The sequence below is a fragment of the Pseudomonas sp. YL2 genome (genome assembly GCF_023063025.1).
Lineage (GTDB): Bacteria > Pseudomonadota > Gammaproteobacteria > Pseudomonadales > Pseudomonadaceae > Aquipseudomonas > Aquipseudomonas putida_A.
In genome coordinates, this window is the sequence record NZ_JAJSLU010000015.1 from 88141 (window position 1) to 102668 (window position 14528).

Here is a 14528-nt window from a genome sequence, read left to right on the forward strand (position 1 = left end):
TCTGTAATGAAGCTTTTATGACAAAAGTTCGGTAGCACATAGCCAGTCCGGTCATGCCTATGTAACGCGCTTGAGGGGCCCAACGGGGCGCTTTTCACAAGCCGAGGCGGGACGCCGGGAGTGAGGCAATGGGGACTATGGAACGCTACTCGAAAGTGGGCATGCAGGAACTCGATCAGCGCCTGTCGAAGATCGTCGAGGCCGCGCGCAAGAAGCCGGTTTCGGTATATCGCTACGGCGCGCCGTGGGTCTGGATCGTCTCGCAGGATGACTGGCAGGGCGCCTTGAAAGAGGTCTCCAGCTACATTCCGCCCGGCCATTCGCTGGTGTTGCTGCGCCCGCAGATCGATGACTTGCTCAACGCCCACCAAGGCCTGCTGCACGAGCTCAATGCCGAGCCCGGCATGCTCATCCCCGCGCAAACCGTCATGCACATCCTGCTCCTGCAACTGCTGTATTCGGTGCCCAGCGAGCAGCAACTGTATGAGCAACTCAATTACAACCTGCTGTTCCGCTGGTTCGTCGGTCTTGGCCTGAACCAGAAAGTCTGGAGCTTCAACGTCCTCAGTCGCGACATCGCCACGCTGCTCAACAACCCGCGTGCGGTGCAGCTCATTCAAAAAATCATCGGCGAAGTGTTCTGCGGTGCCTTGCTGCAAATGCCCGAGTTCTCGTTGAACTTCGCGCTGCTGCACACCTGGCTCGGCAAGCACAGCGGTGCCTCGACGGTCAGCAACTGACGCAACACACAAGGCGCGCAACAGCGCCAACAGGTCATCGCGAATTCAGGGGGTAGTGTGGATCAGATTTTCACGTCACGGCTGGCGCTGTGGGGCTGGCTGCTGGTGACGGCCGGCGCGCAACCGGCATTCGCCGAAGAGGCCGCCCAAGGCGCCGCGCCGCAACGTCTGGTGGACGTCAACGAATACTTCGTGCGCGGCAACACCGTGCTCGACGCCCGGGCAATTGAAGAGGCGGTGTACCCGTTTCTCGGCCCGCAAAAAGCCATGACTGACATCGAAGGCGCCCGCGATGCCTTGCAGAAGGCTTATCAGCAGCGCGGCTACCAATCGGTGTTCGTCGAACTGCCGGAGCAAGCGGTAGCGGACGGCATCGTCTACCTGCAAGTCAGCGAAACCAAGGTCGGCCGGGTGCGTGTGGTCGGCGCCAAACACTATTCGCCGCTGGACATCCGCGACAACGTCCCGGCGCTGAAAGAGGGTGAGGTGCCGGACTTCGCCAAGGTTCAGGGCGAACTGGCGCAGCTCAATAAAACCCCGGGCCGCCAGGTCATGCCGCTGGTGCGCGAAGGTCAACGCCCCGGCACCATGGACGTCGATTTGCAGGTCGAAGATCAGAACCCGTGGAGCGCCAGCGTCGGCCTCAACAACGACTACAGCGCCGACACCGAGAAGCTGCGCGCCGTGACCAGCCTCGGCTACAACAACCTCTGGCAACTCGGCCACAGCATCAACCTGACGTACTTCACCGCACCGCAAGACACCGACAACGCCAAGGTCTGGTCGGCTTCCTACACAGCGCCGCTGAGCGAGCGCTGGAGCGTGCAGTTCTCCGGTTATCAATCCGACAGCAACGTCGCAACCATCGGCGGCAGCAACGTGCTGGGCAAGGGCCATTCCTACGGGGTGTCGGCGATCTACACGCTGCCGTCCAGCGGCAGTTGGTCGAACTCGCTGTCGGCCGGTATCGACTTCAAGGACTTCGACGAGCGCCTGACCCTGTCCGGCGAGAGCGACAAGGTGCCGCTGAAATACGCGCCGTTCACCTTCGCCTACAACGGCTTCCGCTACACCGAAAAAAGTCATCTTGGACTCGGCCTGAGCCTGGTCGCAGCCACCCGCAGCATTTTCGGTTACGGCAGCTCCGACGAAGACTTCGACTACAAACGCTACCGGGCCAACCCGAGTTTCGCCGTGCTCAAGGGCGACAGCAACTTCACCTGGACCTTCGACAACGACTGGCAGAGCGCGAGCAAAGGCGCGTTCCAATTGGCGTCGGGGCCACTGGTGTCCAACGAACAGTTTTCCGCTGGCGGCGCGACCTCGGTGCGCGGCTATCTGGCGGCCGAGCGCACCGGCGATGACGGCGTGCTGCTCAGTCAGGAGCTGCGCACCCCGTCGCTGGCGAAATACGCCGGTAGCTGGATGCAGGAATGGCGCTTCTATGCCTTTGCCGAAGGCGCGCAACTGTACCTGCGCGACGAACTGCCGGACCAGGACGCCAGTTACGCCCTGGCCAGCGTCGGCCTCGGCACCCGCGCCAGCCTCAGCAAATGGCTGTCCGGCAGCCTCGACTGGGGCTACCCGTTACTCGAAGGGCCGAACACCTCGAAGCAGGAGTCGCGCCTGCACTTCAACCTTCAAGCCACTTTCTAAAGGAGCACGTTCATGCAGCGCCTCATTCTTTCGTTGTTGATCTGCCTGGGCTTCGTGCTCCCGGCCACGGCGCAGGCCTGGTGGCAGGACGACTGGCATTACCGCAAACAGATCGCCGTCGACACCACGCCGCAGGGCGCCGGGATCAATCAGGCCCTGGGCCGCACCGCGCTGCTGGTGCGCCTGCACACCGGCAATTTCACCTTCGACGGCGTCAAGGAAGACGGCGCGGATTTGCGCTTCGTCGCCGCCGATGACAAGACCGTGCTCAACCACCAGATCGAAAGCTTCGACGCGTTGATGGGCATGGCGCTGATCTGGGTCGATGTGCCGAATGTCGAGGGCGGCCAGCGTCAGGACATCTGGATGTACTACGGCAACCAGAAGGCCCCGGCCACCGGCAACGGCCAGTTGACCTTCGATCCGAATTACACCGCGCTGTACCACTTCGACGGCGCCACCGGCACGCCGGCCAAGGACACCACCGCTTACGGCAACACCGCACAAAGCGCCACTGGCGCGGCGATTGACGGCGTGGTCGGGCGCGCCTTGCAGTTCAGCGGTCAGCCGTTGCTACTGCCGGCCAGTCCGTCGTTGCAGCACAGCGCCGGCAGTCCGTTCACCTTCAGCGCCTGGCTGCGTCTGGATCAGGCCAATGGCGAACAACTGATCCTCGCTCGCCGCGAAGGCGCCAGCAGTCTGCTGATCGGGGTCAATCAAGGTGTGCCGTTTGTGGAGATCGACGGCCAGCGCGCCGTGGCCTCTCAGCCGCTGAATCCGGGGCAATGGCAGCATGTTGCGCTGACCGCCGAAGGTTCGAAAGTCAGCCTGTACATCAACGGTCGTGAGGGCGCGACGCTGGCTCAGGCGATGCCGGCGTTCAATTCAGTGATGGCGATTGGCGGCGATCTGGCCGCAGGCCCGTACCAGCCATTCGTGGGCGCCATCGACGAACTGCGCCTGTCGAAAGTCGCGCGCCCTGCACCATTGCTGCTGGCTGATGCCACCGCGCAAGGCGCCGAGTCGAAACTGGTGGCCTACGGCGTCGACGAGGAACAGTCCGGTTTCGGCTTCGGCAGCCTCGGTTTCCTGCTCAACGCGGTACCGGTGGATGCCTGGGTGATCATCGCCGTGCTGGTGCTGATGATGTTCCAGTCGTGGATCATCATGCTGCGCAAGAACCGCACCCTCAGCCGCGTGAGCAAGGCCAACGAGGACTTCCGCGAGCAGTTCGCCAAGGTCGGTACCCGTCTGGAAATGTTCGCCGACGACGCGCAACTGGCCCAGCGTCTGCAGCACTCGCCGCTGTGGCGCCTGTACTCGGTGGCGGTCAAGGAAATCCGTACCCGCCGCGAGCAGGGCGCCGATACCTCTTCGGTGTCGGCAGCGACGATTGAAGCGATTCGCTGCTCGATGGACGGCGTGCGCACCCGCGAGAACCAGGCCCTCAGCTCGAAACTTTCGACCCTGTCCAACGCCATCGCCGGCGGCCCGTACATCGGCCTGCTCGGCACCGTGCTGGGGATCATGGTGGTGTTCCTCGGCACGGCCATGGCCGGCGACGTCAACATCAACGCCATCGCGCCCGGCATGGCTGCGGCATTGCTCGCCACGGCGATGGGCCTGTTCGTCGCGATCCCGGCGCTGTTTGGCTACAACCGCCTGATCACCCGCAACAAGGAAGTCAGCGCCGACATGCGCGTGTTCGTCGACGAGTTCATCACGCGTCTGGCGGAGATGCACGGCGAAGGCCAGTCCAGCGAAGCGGCGCATCAGCGCGGCCATCACGCCAACCACTCCGTACCGGCCTGAGGAACACTGCCATGGCGTCCGTAAATGCCTCCCACGACGATGACGAAGATGCAGCGGTGGACAGCATCAACATCACCCCGCTGGTCGACGTGCTGATGGTGGTGCTGGTGATGTTCATCCTCACCGCCACTGCGCAGGTCTCCGGGATCCAGATCAACCTGCCCAAGGCCAGCGCCTCGGTGTCGCTGTCGGAAGCCAAGACCAAGGCGATTTCGGTCAACGACGGCGGTCAGGTGTTCCTCGACGCCTACCCGGTGACCCTGGCCGAGCTGGAAGAGCGCCTGCGTATCGAGAAAGCGCAGAACCCGGACTTCCCGGTGATCGTGCGCGGCGACGCCACGGTGCAGTACCAGAAGGTCATTGAAGTGCTGGATCTGTTGCGCCGGCTCGAACTGTCTCAGGTCGGTCTGGTGACCGGCAAACCGACGCAGGGCTGAGTGATGACCGCACAACTTCCGATCGAGCCGCTGCCGGTGAAAAGGTCGCCGATGCGCTTTGTAAAGTGGGGCGCCGGGCTGCTGCTCGGCGCGCTCGCCGCGTGGTTCCTGTGGCAGTGGGCCAATGACATGAGCGGCGTGCGCCGTGAAGCTCCGAAGGTGCCGACGATCATTCCGTTGCCGCCACCGCCGCCGCCACCTCCGGAAAAACCACCGGAGCCGGAAACCCCGGTGGAAGAAAAAGTCGTCGAGCCCGAACCCACGCCCGAGCCGCAGGAGGTCAAGCCCGAGGAAGAGGCGCCGCCATCGCCGGCGGACGACCTGGCCAACCCGATGCAAATGGACGGCGATGCGCAGAGTGGCAACGACGCTTTCAACATCGGCGCCGGCAAGGGCGGCGGCATGGCCGGCGCGGGTGGCGGACGCCTGGGCACCGGCACCTACAGCCAGTTCCTCGCGTTCACTTTTCAGCGTTTGCTGCGCGAGAACCCCGACCTGCGCAACCTCGCATTTTCGCTGCAGGCCGATGTGTGGCTGAGCAGCGTCGGCGAAATCACCCGGGTCGAGCTGGTCAAGTCCAGCGGCAATCCCGAGATCGATACCCAGGTGCTGGCGGCGCTGCGTAACGCACCGCACCTGAGCGAACGGCCACCGGCCTCCATCACCTTGCCTGTGCGCCTGTCCCTGCAAGGGCGGCGTCCGGGTTAACCGAATTCATAAAGCTGTATGAAAAGGAGTTGTGTGCAGATGATTTCCAACGTGAATCGATTGTCCCTGGCGGTCGGCATGGTCATCGCGACCCTGGTCGGTCAGGCCGCGGCAGCGCCTGCGCCCTCGGAGAACGCCACGATCAATCTGATCCGCTTGCTGGTCGAGCAGGGCATTCTGAAACAGGACAAGGCTGACGCGCTGATCGCCCAGGCCCAGAACGAAGCGGCCCAGGCCAAGCAGGCAGCGGCTTCGACTGCGGTGGCGGCAGGTCCGGTCGCAGCACCGGGCGATGTGCGCGTGCAGTACGTGCCCGCCGCGGTGCGCGACCAGATCCGCGATCAGGTCAAGGCCGAAGTCATGGCCACCGCCAAGCAGGAAAACTGGGCGGCGCCCAACACTTTCCCGGACTGGGCTTCGCGCATCAGCTTCGATGGCGACATCCGCCTGCGCGATGAATCGCGCTACTACTCGGGCAGCAACAGCAACGAAATCGTCGACTTCGCCAAACTCAACAACAACGGTCCGTACGACGTGAACCCCAACAGCAGCACCAGTCTGCCGCCGTTGCTCAACACCCGTGAAGACCGCACCAACCAGTTCCGCCTGCGCGCACGGCTGGGCATGAAAGCGGTGATCTCGCCGGAATGGACCGCCGGCGTCCGCATCGGCACCGGCTCGGACAATAACCCGGTGTCGACCACGCAGAACCTCGGCGGCGGCTTCGCCAAGAAAGATATCTGGCTCGATCAGGGCTACCTGAACTGGAAGCCGACCGATGAGCTGACCCTGACCGGCGGGCGTTTCGCCAACCCGTTCATGTCCACCGACATGCTCTATTCCAACGACCTGAATTTCGACGGCGTGGCGGCGATTTTCGACCACAAGCTCAACCGCGACTGGGGTGTGTTCGGCACCGTCGGCGCGTTCCCGGTGGACTACACCAACGACACCACCACCAGCAACGGTTTCGACAAGGAAGAAAGCGACAACAAGTGGCTCTACGGCGCGCAGCTCGGCGCCAAGTGGGCGATCAACAGCAACAACCGCCTCAAAGGTGCGCTGGCCTACTACCGCTTCGACGACATTCAAGGCCAACGCTCCAGCCCTTGCGAACCTTGGGCCGGCGCCCCGGGCTGCGACACCGATGGCAGCCGTGCGGCGTTCATGCAGAAGGGCAACAGCGTATTCCTGCTGCGCGACATCACGCCGAACCCGGCCAACCCGACCACCACACCGCAGCCGCAATTTGTCGGCCTGGCGTCGGAGTTCAACCTGCTCGACCTGAACCTGGTGTGGGATGCAGATCTGCCGCAAGACTTCAAGCTGCGCAGCCAGGGCAACTACATCCACAACCTCGGTTACGACGAAGGCGACATGCGCAAGCGCTCCGAGGGGCAGATCGTCAACAACCTCAACAGCAACGGCGAGATCGAAAGCGGCGCCAATGCGTGGATGGTGCAGTTCACCCTCGGCAATGCGCTGGACCTGAAGAAGCAGGGCGACTGGAATATGTTCGCCGGCTACAAGTACATCCAGCCGGACGCCTTGCCCGACGGCTTCAACGATTCCTCGTTCCACCTCGGCGGCACCAACGCCAAGGGCTATTTCCTCGGCGGCAATTACGGTCTGGCGAAGAACGTCTACGCCACCGGCCGCTGGCTGAGCACCGAGGCGGTGTACGGCGCGCCGTTCGACATCGATGTCTTGCAGCTTGAGATCAACACGCGCTTCTAAGGCGCCGGGAGTACGGTCATGCACGCACGAGTTTTACTGTTGGGGCTGAGTTTTTTCATTGCACATGGCGCGCACGCCGAAGGCATGGAAGAGCGTCTGCGTACCCAGTTGCGCAGCACCACTCAGCAGTTGCAGGCCCTGCAGAGCCAGCAGGCTCAGGCCAGCGCCGCGCAACTGGCGGCGCAGAACGAGGCCAAGGCCGCGCAGGCGCAGATCAAGCAATTGACCGCCGAACTGGCCAAGGCCAAAGGCGTCGCCGAGCAGTTGGCCGGCCAGCAGCAGAGCCTGCACAGCCAGGCGCAAGCGCAAGTCGCCGCCAGCAGCGAACAGGTCGGCAAGTTCAAGAAGGCCTACGACGAGTTGCTGGTCATGGCCCGTGCCAAAGAGGCAGAACGGTCTAAGCTTCAAACGCAATTGGCTGAACGTGACACACAAGTGCAGCAATGTTCAGTCAAGAATCAGCAGATGTATGGCGTCGCCAAGCAGATCCTCAGCGCTTACGAAAACATTGATGTGGCCGAGGTGATGAAGATCCGCCAGCCCTTTGCGGGCAGCGCCCGGGTCAAGTTCGATGAGCTGGCTCAGGGCTTTGGCGATGAACTGTACAAGACTCAATTCGATGCGCCGCAAGCTGCGCTCTCGCACTGATAAACAAGGAAGAAGTCATGACTCAATTGATCAGCCATGTGTCCCCACAATCCCTGACCGACGTCCTGCAAGCGGCCGGTTATCGCGTCAACCAGACCGAACAGAACGGCATCGTGCAATTGCTCAGCGCCAGTCAGGGCATCGGTTATGCCGTGCGTTTCGGCAACCCGGCGGTGGAGCAGGGCAGCTACGTCGATTTCACTTTCAGCTGCGCGCTGCGGGTGCAAGGTGAGTTGCCGCAGGGCGTGGCCGAACAGTGGAACGCCACCCGGCGTTTTGCGCGGTTGTCGTTGCAGGGCGAGTTTCTGGTGATGGAAATGGACGTGGTGCTGGCGGCCGGTGTGAGCAGCGATCACCTGCGCGGCAACCTGGAATTGTGGGATCGCCTGTTGCAGGAGTTCATCGTCTACCTGCGTGATTTCAGTCAGTCTGCGCAAGCCTCGACGGCCAAAGTCGCTACCGCTGAGCAAGAGGAAGTCGCGCTGTGAAAAAGCCAGCCATGGTGATCGGCGCCGGGGCAGTGGCGCTGTTGGTGGTAGCCGTGGCGCTGGTGCTGCGACCGGGTGCTGACCCGGTCGCCGCCCAGCAATCGTCGCCGTTGGCGGCGGTTGCTGCCGGGCCGGCAGTGGCGCGGTTGGGCCAACAGCAGGTGACGCCGCAGGAATTGCAGGCGCTGCTGGGTACCGTCCCCCCGGCGACTCGCGAGCAATTGCGCGGCAACCGTGAAGCGCTGGAGCGCTGGATTCGTACGCGGTTGGCGGAGAAAGCCGTGCTGGAACAGGCCGATGCTCAGGGCTGGGCGCAGCGTCCGGACGTGGTGCGGCAAACCCGCGCGGCCACCGAGCAGATCGTGTTTCGCGATTACTTGCGCTCGGTCAGCACGGTGCCGGCGGACTACCCGAGTGCGGCCGAGTTGCAGCAGGCGTATGACGCTGGCAAGGGCAACTGGCAGACTCCGGCGTTGTACCGGGTAAGTCAGATTTTCCTCGCGGTGCCGGATGCACAAAGCCTGGAAAGCGTGCGCAAACAGGCGACCGAGCTAAGCAAGAAAGCCCAGGGCACGCCGGCGGATTTTGCCGCGCTGGCGACTCAGTATTCGCAGGACCGGCAGACTGCCGAACGTGGCGGCGACACCGGGCTGCAACCGTTGCAGCAACTGGTGCCGGAGGTGCGGGGTGCGGTGGCGAAATTGAAGGTCGGTGCGGTGTCCGATCCAGTGCAGAGCGCGGCCGGCTTCCATGTGATCAAACTCACCGAACAGCAACCGGCACGTACTGCGACACTGGATGAATTGCGCGATCAACTGACCCAAGCCTTGCGTGCGCAACGTCAGGAGCAGATTGCTCAGGCGTATCTGGACGGGATGCTCAATACCGCAACGCTGAGTATCGATGGGGCCGAGCTGAACAAAGTCCTCGAAACCAACCATTAGAGCACTGGCACACCACAAACCCTGTAGGAGTGAGCCTGCTCGCGATAGCGATGGGGCAGGCAAAGAGATGTGTGCTGTGGCGGCGCTATCGCGGGCAGGCTCACTCCTACAGGGGGTCTGCGCAATGTCTAAATACAAAGATCGACAGGGAGTCATCGATGTCATTCACCGAACCCGCAGGACGACAGGGTAGCCCCGACTATCGCTGGGCACAGGGCGAGCGCGAACCATGGCTGGCGCAAGCCGCGACCATTGATGCCGAGGTCGCGCAATATTTTCTGGTCAGTGCCCGCTGCGGCTGCTTCATGCAGGCCGCGCGCAGCCTCAACGTGCGTTCGACTTTGCTGCGCAAGCAGTTGGCGCAGCTTGAGCAGGAGCTGCAGCACTCGCTGTTCAGCTTTCAGGGCAGCGCCCTGAGCCTGACCCGCGAGGGCCAGCAACTGCAGGCGCAACTGGTGGCGCTGGCCCACGAACGCAAACTGCCGATGGTCGAGCAGCCGCTGATCCGCCTGGCGGTTGCCGAATCGATCCTGCATGACATCCTCGGTCGCGACCTGATCGCGTTGCTGCGGCGCAATGCCAGCGTGCGCCTGGAGATCATTGCGCTGGACAGCGAGTTATCCTTGCGCGCAGTAAGCGCCGACGTGGTGCTGTGGCTGGCCCACGGCGAAACCCCCAGCCCCGGCCCGACCTTCGCCACCAGTCAGCCGCAGGCCCTGGCGCGTCTGGATTACCTGCCGCACATCGCCAAACGCTATTCCCGGGTCACCGCGCGCCCGGCGAGTGCCGACGACCTCAGCGATTTCATGCTGGTGCAATGGCAGCACGACCGGCAGATCGACAGCTTCCGGCCGTGGAATGAACTGGTCGAACAACGTCTGGCGGGCGTGGTGCAGATGCAGTCTTATGAACTGATGCTGGAAATGATCCGTTGCAGCGCTTGCATTGGTTTATTGCCGGCGTACATGAGTCGTTTCGACCGGGGGCTGGTGGCGTTGCCGGGGTTGTTTGACGAGCCGATGCAGTTGCAGGCATGGCTGGCGGTCAACGCTGAATCCCGGGACGTTGCCGAAGTGCAAACCCTGGTCGAACTGATCCAGCACACCTTCAACGAACGCCAGGAATGGTTTCAGACCTGACCCGATCTTCCCGGCACCCCAAATCCCCTGTGGGAGCGGGCTTGCTCGCGAAAGCGGTCTGAAATTCAACATCTGTGTTGCCTGACACACCGCTTTCGCGAGCAAGCCCGCTCCCACATTTTGCTATTCGCCAGCCAGAGGCTCAACGGTTTAGAGTAAGCGGCCACCCATCGATCCAGGAAGGATCTGCCATGCCCGACCACAACCCCGCCATCACCCTCGAACGCTTCAACGAATCGCATATCGAGGCCGTTACCGCGCTGTACAACGATCCGGCCGTGACCCGGCAGGTGCTGCAGATGCCATTTCAGTCCACTGAAATCTGGCGTCAGCGGCTGCTGGCGGAGAACGAGCGGATGGTCAAACTGGTGGCGCTGCACCAGGGCGCGGTGGTCGGTCATCTCGGGCTGGAAAACTATTCGCGGATTCGCCGCGCTCACGCCGGCAGTGTCGGCATGGCGGTCGCCGTGGCGTGGCAGGGCAAGGGTGTCGGGTCGAAACTGCTGGCGGCGGCGCTGGACGTCGCCGACAACTGGATGAACCTGCACCGGGTCGAACTCTCGGTGTACGCCGACAACCAGGCGGCTATCAATCTCTACCGCAAGTTCGGCTTCGAGAACGAAGGCCTGTTTCGTGACTACGCCGTGCGCGACGGGCAATGGGTCGACACCCTGAGCATGGCCCGTCTGCGTCGTCGATAAGCCAAAAAATCCTGTGGGAGTCAGTTGCCCAGAGCGAACGCCACCGCCGCCTGCGCATGCAGTTCGGTGGTGTCGAGCAGCGGCAGGGCGCTGTGTTCGGGTTTGACCAGCAGACCGATTTCCGTGCAGCCGAGGATGATCGCCTGGGCGCCGCGCGCGGTCAGCGCTTCGATCACCCGTTGATAGATTTTGCGTGATTCGTCACTGATCACTCCGACGCACAGTTCGTCGTAGATGATCCGGTGCACGTCCTTGCGCTCGGCGTCGTCCGGCACCAGTACCGTCAGACCCTGCGCAATCAGGCGCTGCTTGAGAAAGTCCTGCTCCATGGTGAACGCCGTGCCGAGCAGACCGACCGTGCGCGCATCGATGGCCAATGCCGCCTGCGCCGCCGGTTCGGCGATGTGCAGAAACGGAATGCTGATCGCTGCCTGAATCTGCTGCGCGACCTTGTGCATGGTGTTGGTACACAGCACCACGCATTCGGCGCCGCCGGCCTCGAGCCTGCGCGCGGCATCCACCAGAATCGCCGCCGCATCGTCCCAGCGCCCGGCGTGCTGCGCCTGTTCGACCGGGCCGAAGTCGACGCTGTACATCAGGATTTGCGCCGAGCGCAGCGAGCCGAGGCGGTCGCGGACCTGCTGATTGATGAGTCGATAGTATTCAGCGCTGGATTCCCAGCTCATGCCGCCGATAAGGCCGATGGTGCGCATTGAAATTCCTCGAACAATGGCCCGTATTGGAAAAGTCGGGCTCCGGCCGAGTGTCCATCGGTTCAATGACGGATGCCAGTACAAAGCAACTGTACCGTTGATCCTGTTGCCAAGTGTCCCGGTGCCGGCGATCGAGGTTTAACGTACGCCGGCGCCTCGATCTGTCACTATCGACTATCGCAGGCTCACCCCGAGGAACGTACCGATGAACGACGTACAACAACTGGGCGAAATGCTTCGTCACTATGCCGAGAGTGAAGCGCACAAGAAGCAATTGTTCGAAACCCAGTCACAGGCGTGGGCCAGCCGCATCACCGAGCTGTTCGGCCATATCCAGCAATGGCTGGAACCGGTGCAGGCACCGAACCTGCTGGAGGTGAGCCGCGAGGCTTACGTCGCATTCGGGCCGAGCACGCCGGTGGAAACCTCGACCTTCAAGACTGAAAAACTGAGCATCGTGATTGCCGGCAAACCGGTGGAATTCGTGCCGGACGTGATGGGCAGCGCCGGGCAGATTTCCCTGGCGGTGATGGGGCTGACGGCGGCGCGCTACGGCAGTATTTCGCTGGTCGGGCTGCCGAACGGCGAGTGGCAATGGCGCAAGACCAATGGCCTGAAGGATCCCGACATCTTTGTGTTTGATGCGGATTTTCTCGCACAGCAGTTGCAGAGCCTGATCCCGCGCGATCGCGCCTAGATCTCCGGATTTGCACAAGTCCCCTGTAGGAGTGAGCCTGCTCGCGATAGCGGTATATCAGTCACCATACAGTTGGCTGAATGACCGCAATCGCGAGCAGGCTCACTCCTACAAAGGGGCGGTGGTGGGGTTACATCTCGAGGTTGATCCAGCCCGGTTTCGCCTCTTCCGGCGCCACGGCTTTCACGGTTTTACCGGTGGCCAACTCAACCCGCCGTGCCACCTCCGGATCATCAGCAAACGGCACCATGCTCGCATCGTCGAGGCTCTCTGAAGTCTGATGGCGCAGGCAGTACTCCACCGCCAGCCACAGAAACACCACCCCCAGCACATTCAAGAAAATATCCATCCTCTGCGGCTCCCTGCCTCAGGCGATCTGCGCCTGGCTGCGTGCCAGCGCCACGTCGGCGACCCGCACCGTGCGCCAGACGTTGTAGGCCATCAGCAGCATGCCGCTGAGGAAGAACACCCCGCCGGCAAAGCGCACGATGAACCCCGGATGACTGGCCTGCAGCGCTTCGACGAAGGAGTAGGTCAGCGTGCCGTCCTCGTTGATCGCTCGCCACATCAGGCCCTGAGTGATGCCGTTGACCCACATCGAAGCGATGTACAACACCGTGCCGATGGTCGCCAGCCAGAAGTGCAGGTTGATCAGCGGCGTGCTGTACATCTGCTCGCGGCCGAAGACTTTCGGCACCATATGGTAGGTCGCGCCGAAGGTGATCATCGCCACCCAGCCCAAGGCCCCGGCGTGAACGTGGCCGATGGTCCAGTCGGTGTAGTGGGAGAGGGCGTTGACCGTTTTGATCGCCATCATCGGGCCTTCGAAGGTCGACATGCCGTAGAACGCCAGCGACAGCACCAGGAAGCGCAAAATCGGGTCGGTGCGCAACTTATGCCAGGCGCCCGACAAGGTCATCATGCCGTTGATCATCCCGCCCCAGCTCGGCGCCAGCAGGATCAGCGACATCGCCATGCCCAGCGACTGCGCCCAGTCCGGCAGCGCGGTGTAGTGCAAGTGGTGCGGGCCGGCCCAGATGTACAGGGTGATCAGCGCCCAGAAATGCACGATCGACAACCGATACGAATAGACCGGGCGATTCACCTGTTTCGGCACGAAGTAATACATCATTCCGAGAAAGCCCGTGGTCAGGAAGAAACCCACCGCGTTATGGCCGTACCACCACTGCACCATGGCATCGGTGGCCCCGGAATACACCGGATAGGATTTGAACCAGTCCACCGGGATCGACAGGTGATTGACCACGTGCAGCATGGCGATCACCAGAATGAACGCGCCGAAGAACCAGTTGCCGACGTAGATGTGTTTGGTCTTGCGCTGCACCACGGTGGTGAAAAACACGATGGCATACGCGACCCAGACCACCGCCATCCACACCGCGCCGGAGAATTCGATCTCGGCGTATTCCTTGGTGGTGGTGTAGCCCATCGGGAGGGTGATCAGCATGATCACGATCACCGATTGCCAGCCCCAGAAGGTGAAGGCCGCGAGCTTCTCCGAATACAGGCGCACCTGGCAGGTGCGCTGCACCGCGTAGTAACTGGCGGCGAATTGCGCGCTGCCGGCGAAACCGAAAATCACCAGACTGGTGTGCAATGGCCGCAAGCGGCCGAAGGTGGTCCAGGGCAGGTCGAGGTTCATGTCCGGCCATACCAGTTGCGAGGCGATCCATACCCCCATCGCCATGCCGACGACACCCCAGAAAACCGTCGCGATAACGAATTGGCGGACGACCTTGTAGTTATACGCCTGTCCGATTGTTGCTGTGCTCATGGTCAGTTCATCCACGGTTGCAAAGTCTTGCCAGGCCACCCGGTCTGGCACGAGCTGCACTGTAGGAATACCACTGGAAACAAAACAGGCTCAGGAATCTTTCATTTGTACGGATCAGATTGAAGTGCTGCCTGCGGCGTTCTGCCGCGCCCTGATATGGTTTTTATGACTTCAGGTGAATCTGTTGCGTGCTGCGCTGCTCGTCCATAGTCGGGGAAAATCTGTAGGAGTGAGACTGGTCCCGGTTTGGGGGTGGGCGTCAAAAAAGGAGGTGGCCGGGCCACCCCCAGCGCGGGGGGGGTCACCCCCACCA

The 14528-nt window shown here is 62.4% G+C and carries 15 protein-coding genes; 12 read left to right on the forward strand and 3 right to left on the reverse strand.

Annotated elements, in window-relative coordinates; genetic code table 11:
- Positions 1-128: 128 nt before the first annotated feature.
- The 11 genes from LVD08_RS20505 to LVD08_RS20555 all read left to right on the forward strand — a co-directional run bounded on the left by LVD08_RS20505 (position 129) and on the right by LVD08_RS20555 (position 11010).
- Positions 129-740, forward strand: a complete 612-nt coding sequence (locus LVD08_RS20505; RefSeq protein WP_247269082.1) for a transposase — start codon at positions 129-131, stop codon at positions 738-740.
- Between the two features lie 57 nt (positions 741-797).
- Positions 798-2396, forward strand: a complete 1599-nt coding sequence (locus LVD08_RS20510) for a ShlB/FhaC/HecB family hemolysin secretion/activation protein (RefSeq protein ID WP_247269083.1) — start codon at positions 798-800, stop codon at positions 2394-2396.
- A 12-nt stretch (positions 2397-2408) separates the two neighbouring features.
- Positions 2409-4208, forward strand: a complete 1800-nt coding sequence (locus LVD08_RS20515; protein ID WP_247269084.1) for a DUF2341 domain-containing protein — start codon at positions 2409-2411, stop codon at positions 4206-4208.
- 11 nt (positions 4209-4219) lie between these two features.
- Positions 4220-4645: an ExbD/TolR family protein gene (locus tag LVD08_RS20520; protein WP_127646955.1), complete on the forward strand. Its 426-nt coding sequence runs from the start codon at positions 4220-4222 to the stop codon at positions 4643-4645.
- Between the two features lie 3 nt (positions 4646-4648).
- Positions 4649-5353: an energy transducer TonB family protein gene (locus tag LVD08_RS20525; RefSeq protein ID WP_247269085.1), complete on the forward strand. Its 705-nt coding sequence runs from the start codon at positions 4649-4651 to the stop codon at positions 5351-5353.
- A 39-nt stretch (positions 5354-5392) separates the two neighbouring features.
- Complete coding sequence (locus LVD08_RS20530) at positions 5393-7090, forward strand: putative porin (RefSeq protein WP_247269086.1); 1698 nt, start codon at positions 5393-5395, stop codon at positions 7088-7090.
- Between the two features lie 18 nt (positions 7091-7108).
- Positions 7109-7738, forward strand: a complete 630-nt coding sequence (locus tag LVD08_RS20535; RefSeq protein WP_247269087.1) for a DNA repair protein — start codon at positions 7109-7111, stop codon at positions 7736-7738.
- A gap of 17 nt (positions 7739-7755) precedes the next feature.
- Complete coding sequence (locus LVD08_RS20540) at positions 7756-8226, forward strand: YbjN domain-containing protein (RefSeq protein ID WP_115989909.1); 471 nt, start codon at positions 7756-7758, stop codon at positions 8224-8226.
- The gene (locus LVD08_RS20545) at positions 8223-9170 is read left to right on the forward strand and encodes a peptidylprolyl isomerase (protein ID WP_247269088.1); all 948 of its coding nucleotides are present in this window, start codon (positions 8223-8225) and stop codon (positions 9168-9170) included. Before LVD08_RS20540 ends, LVD08_RS20545 begins: the two co-directional genes overlap by 4 nt.
- A gap of 158 nt (positions 9171-9328) precedes the next feature.
- Entirely contained in the window at positions 9329-10309 is a 981-nt protein-coding gene (locus LVD08_RS20550; RefSeq protein ID WP_247269089.1) for a LysR family transcriptional regulator, read from the forward strand.
- A gap of 191 nt (positions 10310-10500) precedes the next feature.
- Positions 10501-11010 carry a GNAT family N-acetyltransferase gene (locus LVD08_RS20555; RefSeq protein ID WP_223008525.1) on the forward strand — a complete coding sequence of 170 codons (510 nt, stop codon included), beginning with the start codon at positions 10501-10503 and terminating at the stop codon, positions 11008-11010.
- A 20-nt stretch (positions 11011-11030) separates the two neighbouring features.
- On the opposite strand, the gene LVD08_RS20560 is transcribed toward LVD08_RS20555, so the two are convergent.
- Positions 11031-11723 carry an aspartate/glutamate racemase family protein gene (locus LVD08_RS20560; RefSeq protein WP_247269090.1) on the reverse strand — a complete coding sequence of 231 codons (693 nt, stop codon included), beginning with the start codon at positions 11721-11723 and terminating at the stop codon, positions 11031-11033.
- A gap of 205 nt (positions 11724-11928) precedes the next feature.
- Here LVD08_RS20560 and LVD08_RS20565 point away from each other — a divergent pair, with 205 nt between their 5' ends.
- The gene (locus tag LVD08_RS20565) at positions 11929-12420 is read left to right on the forward strand and encodes a hypothetical protein (RefSeq protein WP_247269091.1); all 492 of its coding nucleotides are present in this window, start codon (positions 11929-11931) and stop codon (positions 12418-12420) included.
- A gap of 130 nt (positions 12421-12550) precedes the next feature.
- On the opposite strand, the gene LVD08_RS20570 is transcribed toward LVD08_RS20565, so the two are convergent.
- The gene (locus LVD08_RS20570; RefSeq protein WP_027613752.1) at positions 12551-12769 is read right to left on the reverse strand and encodes a hypothetical protein; all 219 of its coding nucleotides are present in this window, start codon (positions 12767-12769) and stop codon (positions 12551-12553) included.
- A gap of 18 nt (positions 12770-12787) precedes the next feature.
- Positions 12788-14215 carry a cytochrome-c oxidase, cbb3-type subunit I gene (gene ccoN, locus LVD08_RS20575; protein WP_247269092.1) on the reverse strand — a complete coding sequence of 476 codons (1428 nt, stop codon included), beginning with the start codon at positions 14213-14215 and terminating at the stop codon, positions 12788-12790.
- Positions 14216-14528: the final 313 nt, after the last annotated feature.

Excerpts from the sequence above, each read along its gene's own strand:
- LVD08_RS20555 (WP_223008525.1), top strand. The coding sequence starts at position 10,501 with ATGCCCGACCACAACCCCGCCATCACCCTCGAACGCTTCAACGAATCG.
- LVD08_RS20550 (WP_247269089.1), top strand. The coding sequence starts at position 9,329 with ATGTCATTCACCGAACCCGCAGGACGACAGGGTAGCCCCGACTATCGC.
- LVD08_RS20505 (WP_247269082.1), top strand. The coding sequence starts at position 129 with ATGGGGACTATGGAACGCTACTCGAAAGTGGGCATGCAGGAACTCGAT.
- LVD08_RS20570 (WP_027613752.1), bottom strand. The coding sequence starts at position 12,769 with ATGGATATTTTCTTGAATGTGCTGGGGGTGGTGTTTCTGTGGCTGGCG.
- LVD08_RS20525 (WP_247269085.1), top strand. The coding sequence starts at position 4,649 with ATGACCGCACAACTTCCGATCGAGCCGCTGCCGGTGAAAAGGTCGCCG.
- ccoN (WP_247269092.1), bottom strand. The coding sequence starts at position 14,215 with ATGAGCACAGCAACAATCGGACAGGCGTATAACTACAAGGTCGTCCGC.
- LVD08_RS20530 (WP_247269086.1), top strand. The coding sequence starts at position 5,393 with ATGATTTCCAACGTGAATCGATTGTCCCTGGCGGTCGGCATGGTCATC.
- LVD08_RS20520 (WP_127646955.1), top strand. The coding sequence starts at position 4,220 with ATGGCGTCCGTAAATGCCTCCCACGACGATGACGAAGATGCAGCGGTG.
- LVD08_RS20515 (WP_247269084.1), top strand. The coding sequence starts at position 2,409 with ATGCAGCGCCTCATTCTTTCGTTGTTGATCTGCCTGGGCTTCGTGCTC.
- LVD08_RS20540 (WP_115989909.1), top strand. The coding sequence starts at position 7,756 with ATGACTCAATTGATCAGCCATGTGTCCCCACAATCCCTGACCGACGTC.
- LVD08_RS20565 (WP_247269091.1), top strand. The coding sequence starts at position 11,929 with ATGAACGACGTACAACAACTGGGCGAAATGCTTCGTCACTATGCCGAG.
- LVD08_RS20560 (WP_247269090.1), bottom strand. The coding sequence starts at position 11,723 with ATGCGCACCATCGGCCTTATCGGCGGCATGAGCTGGGAATCCAGCGCT.
- LVD08_RS20535 (WP_247269087.1), top strand. The coding sequence starts at position 7,109 with ATGCACGCACGAGTTTTACTGTTGGGGCTGAGTTTTTTCATTGCACAT.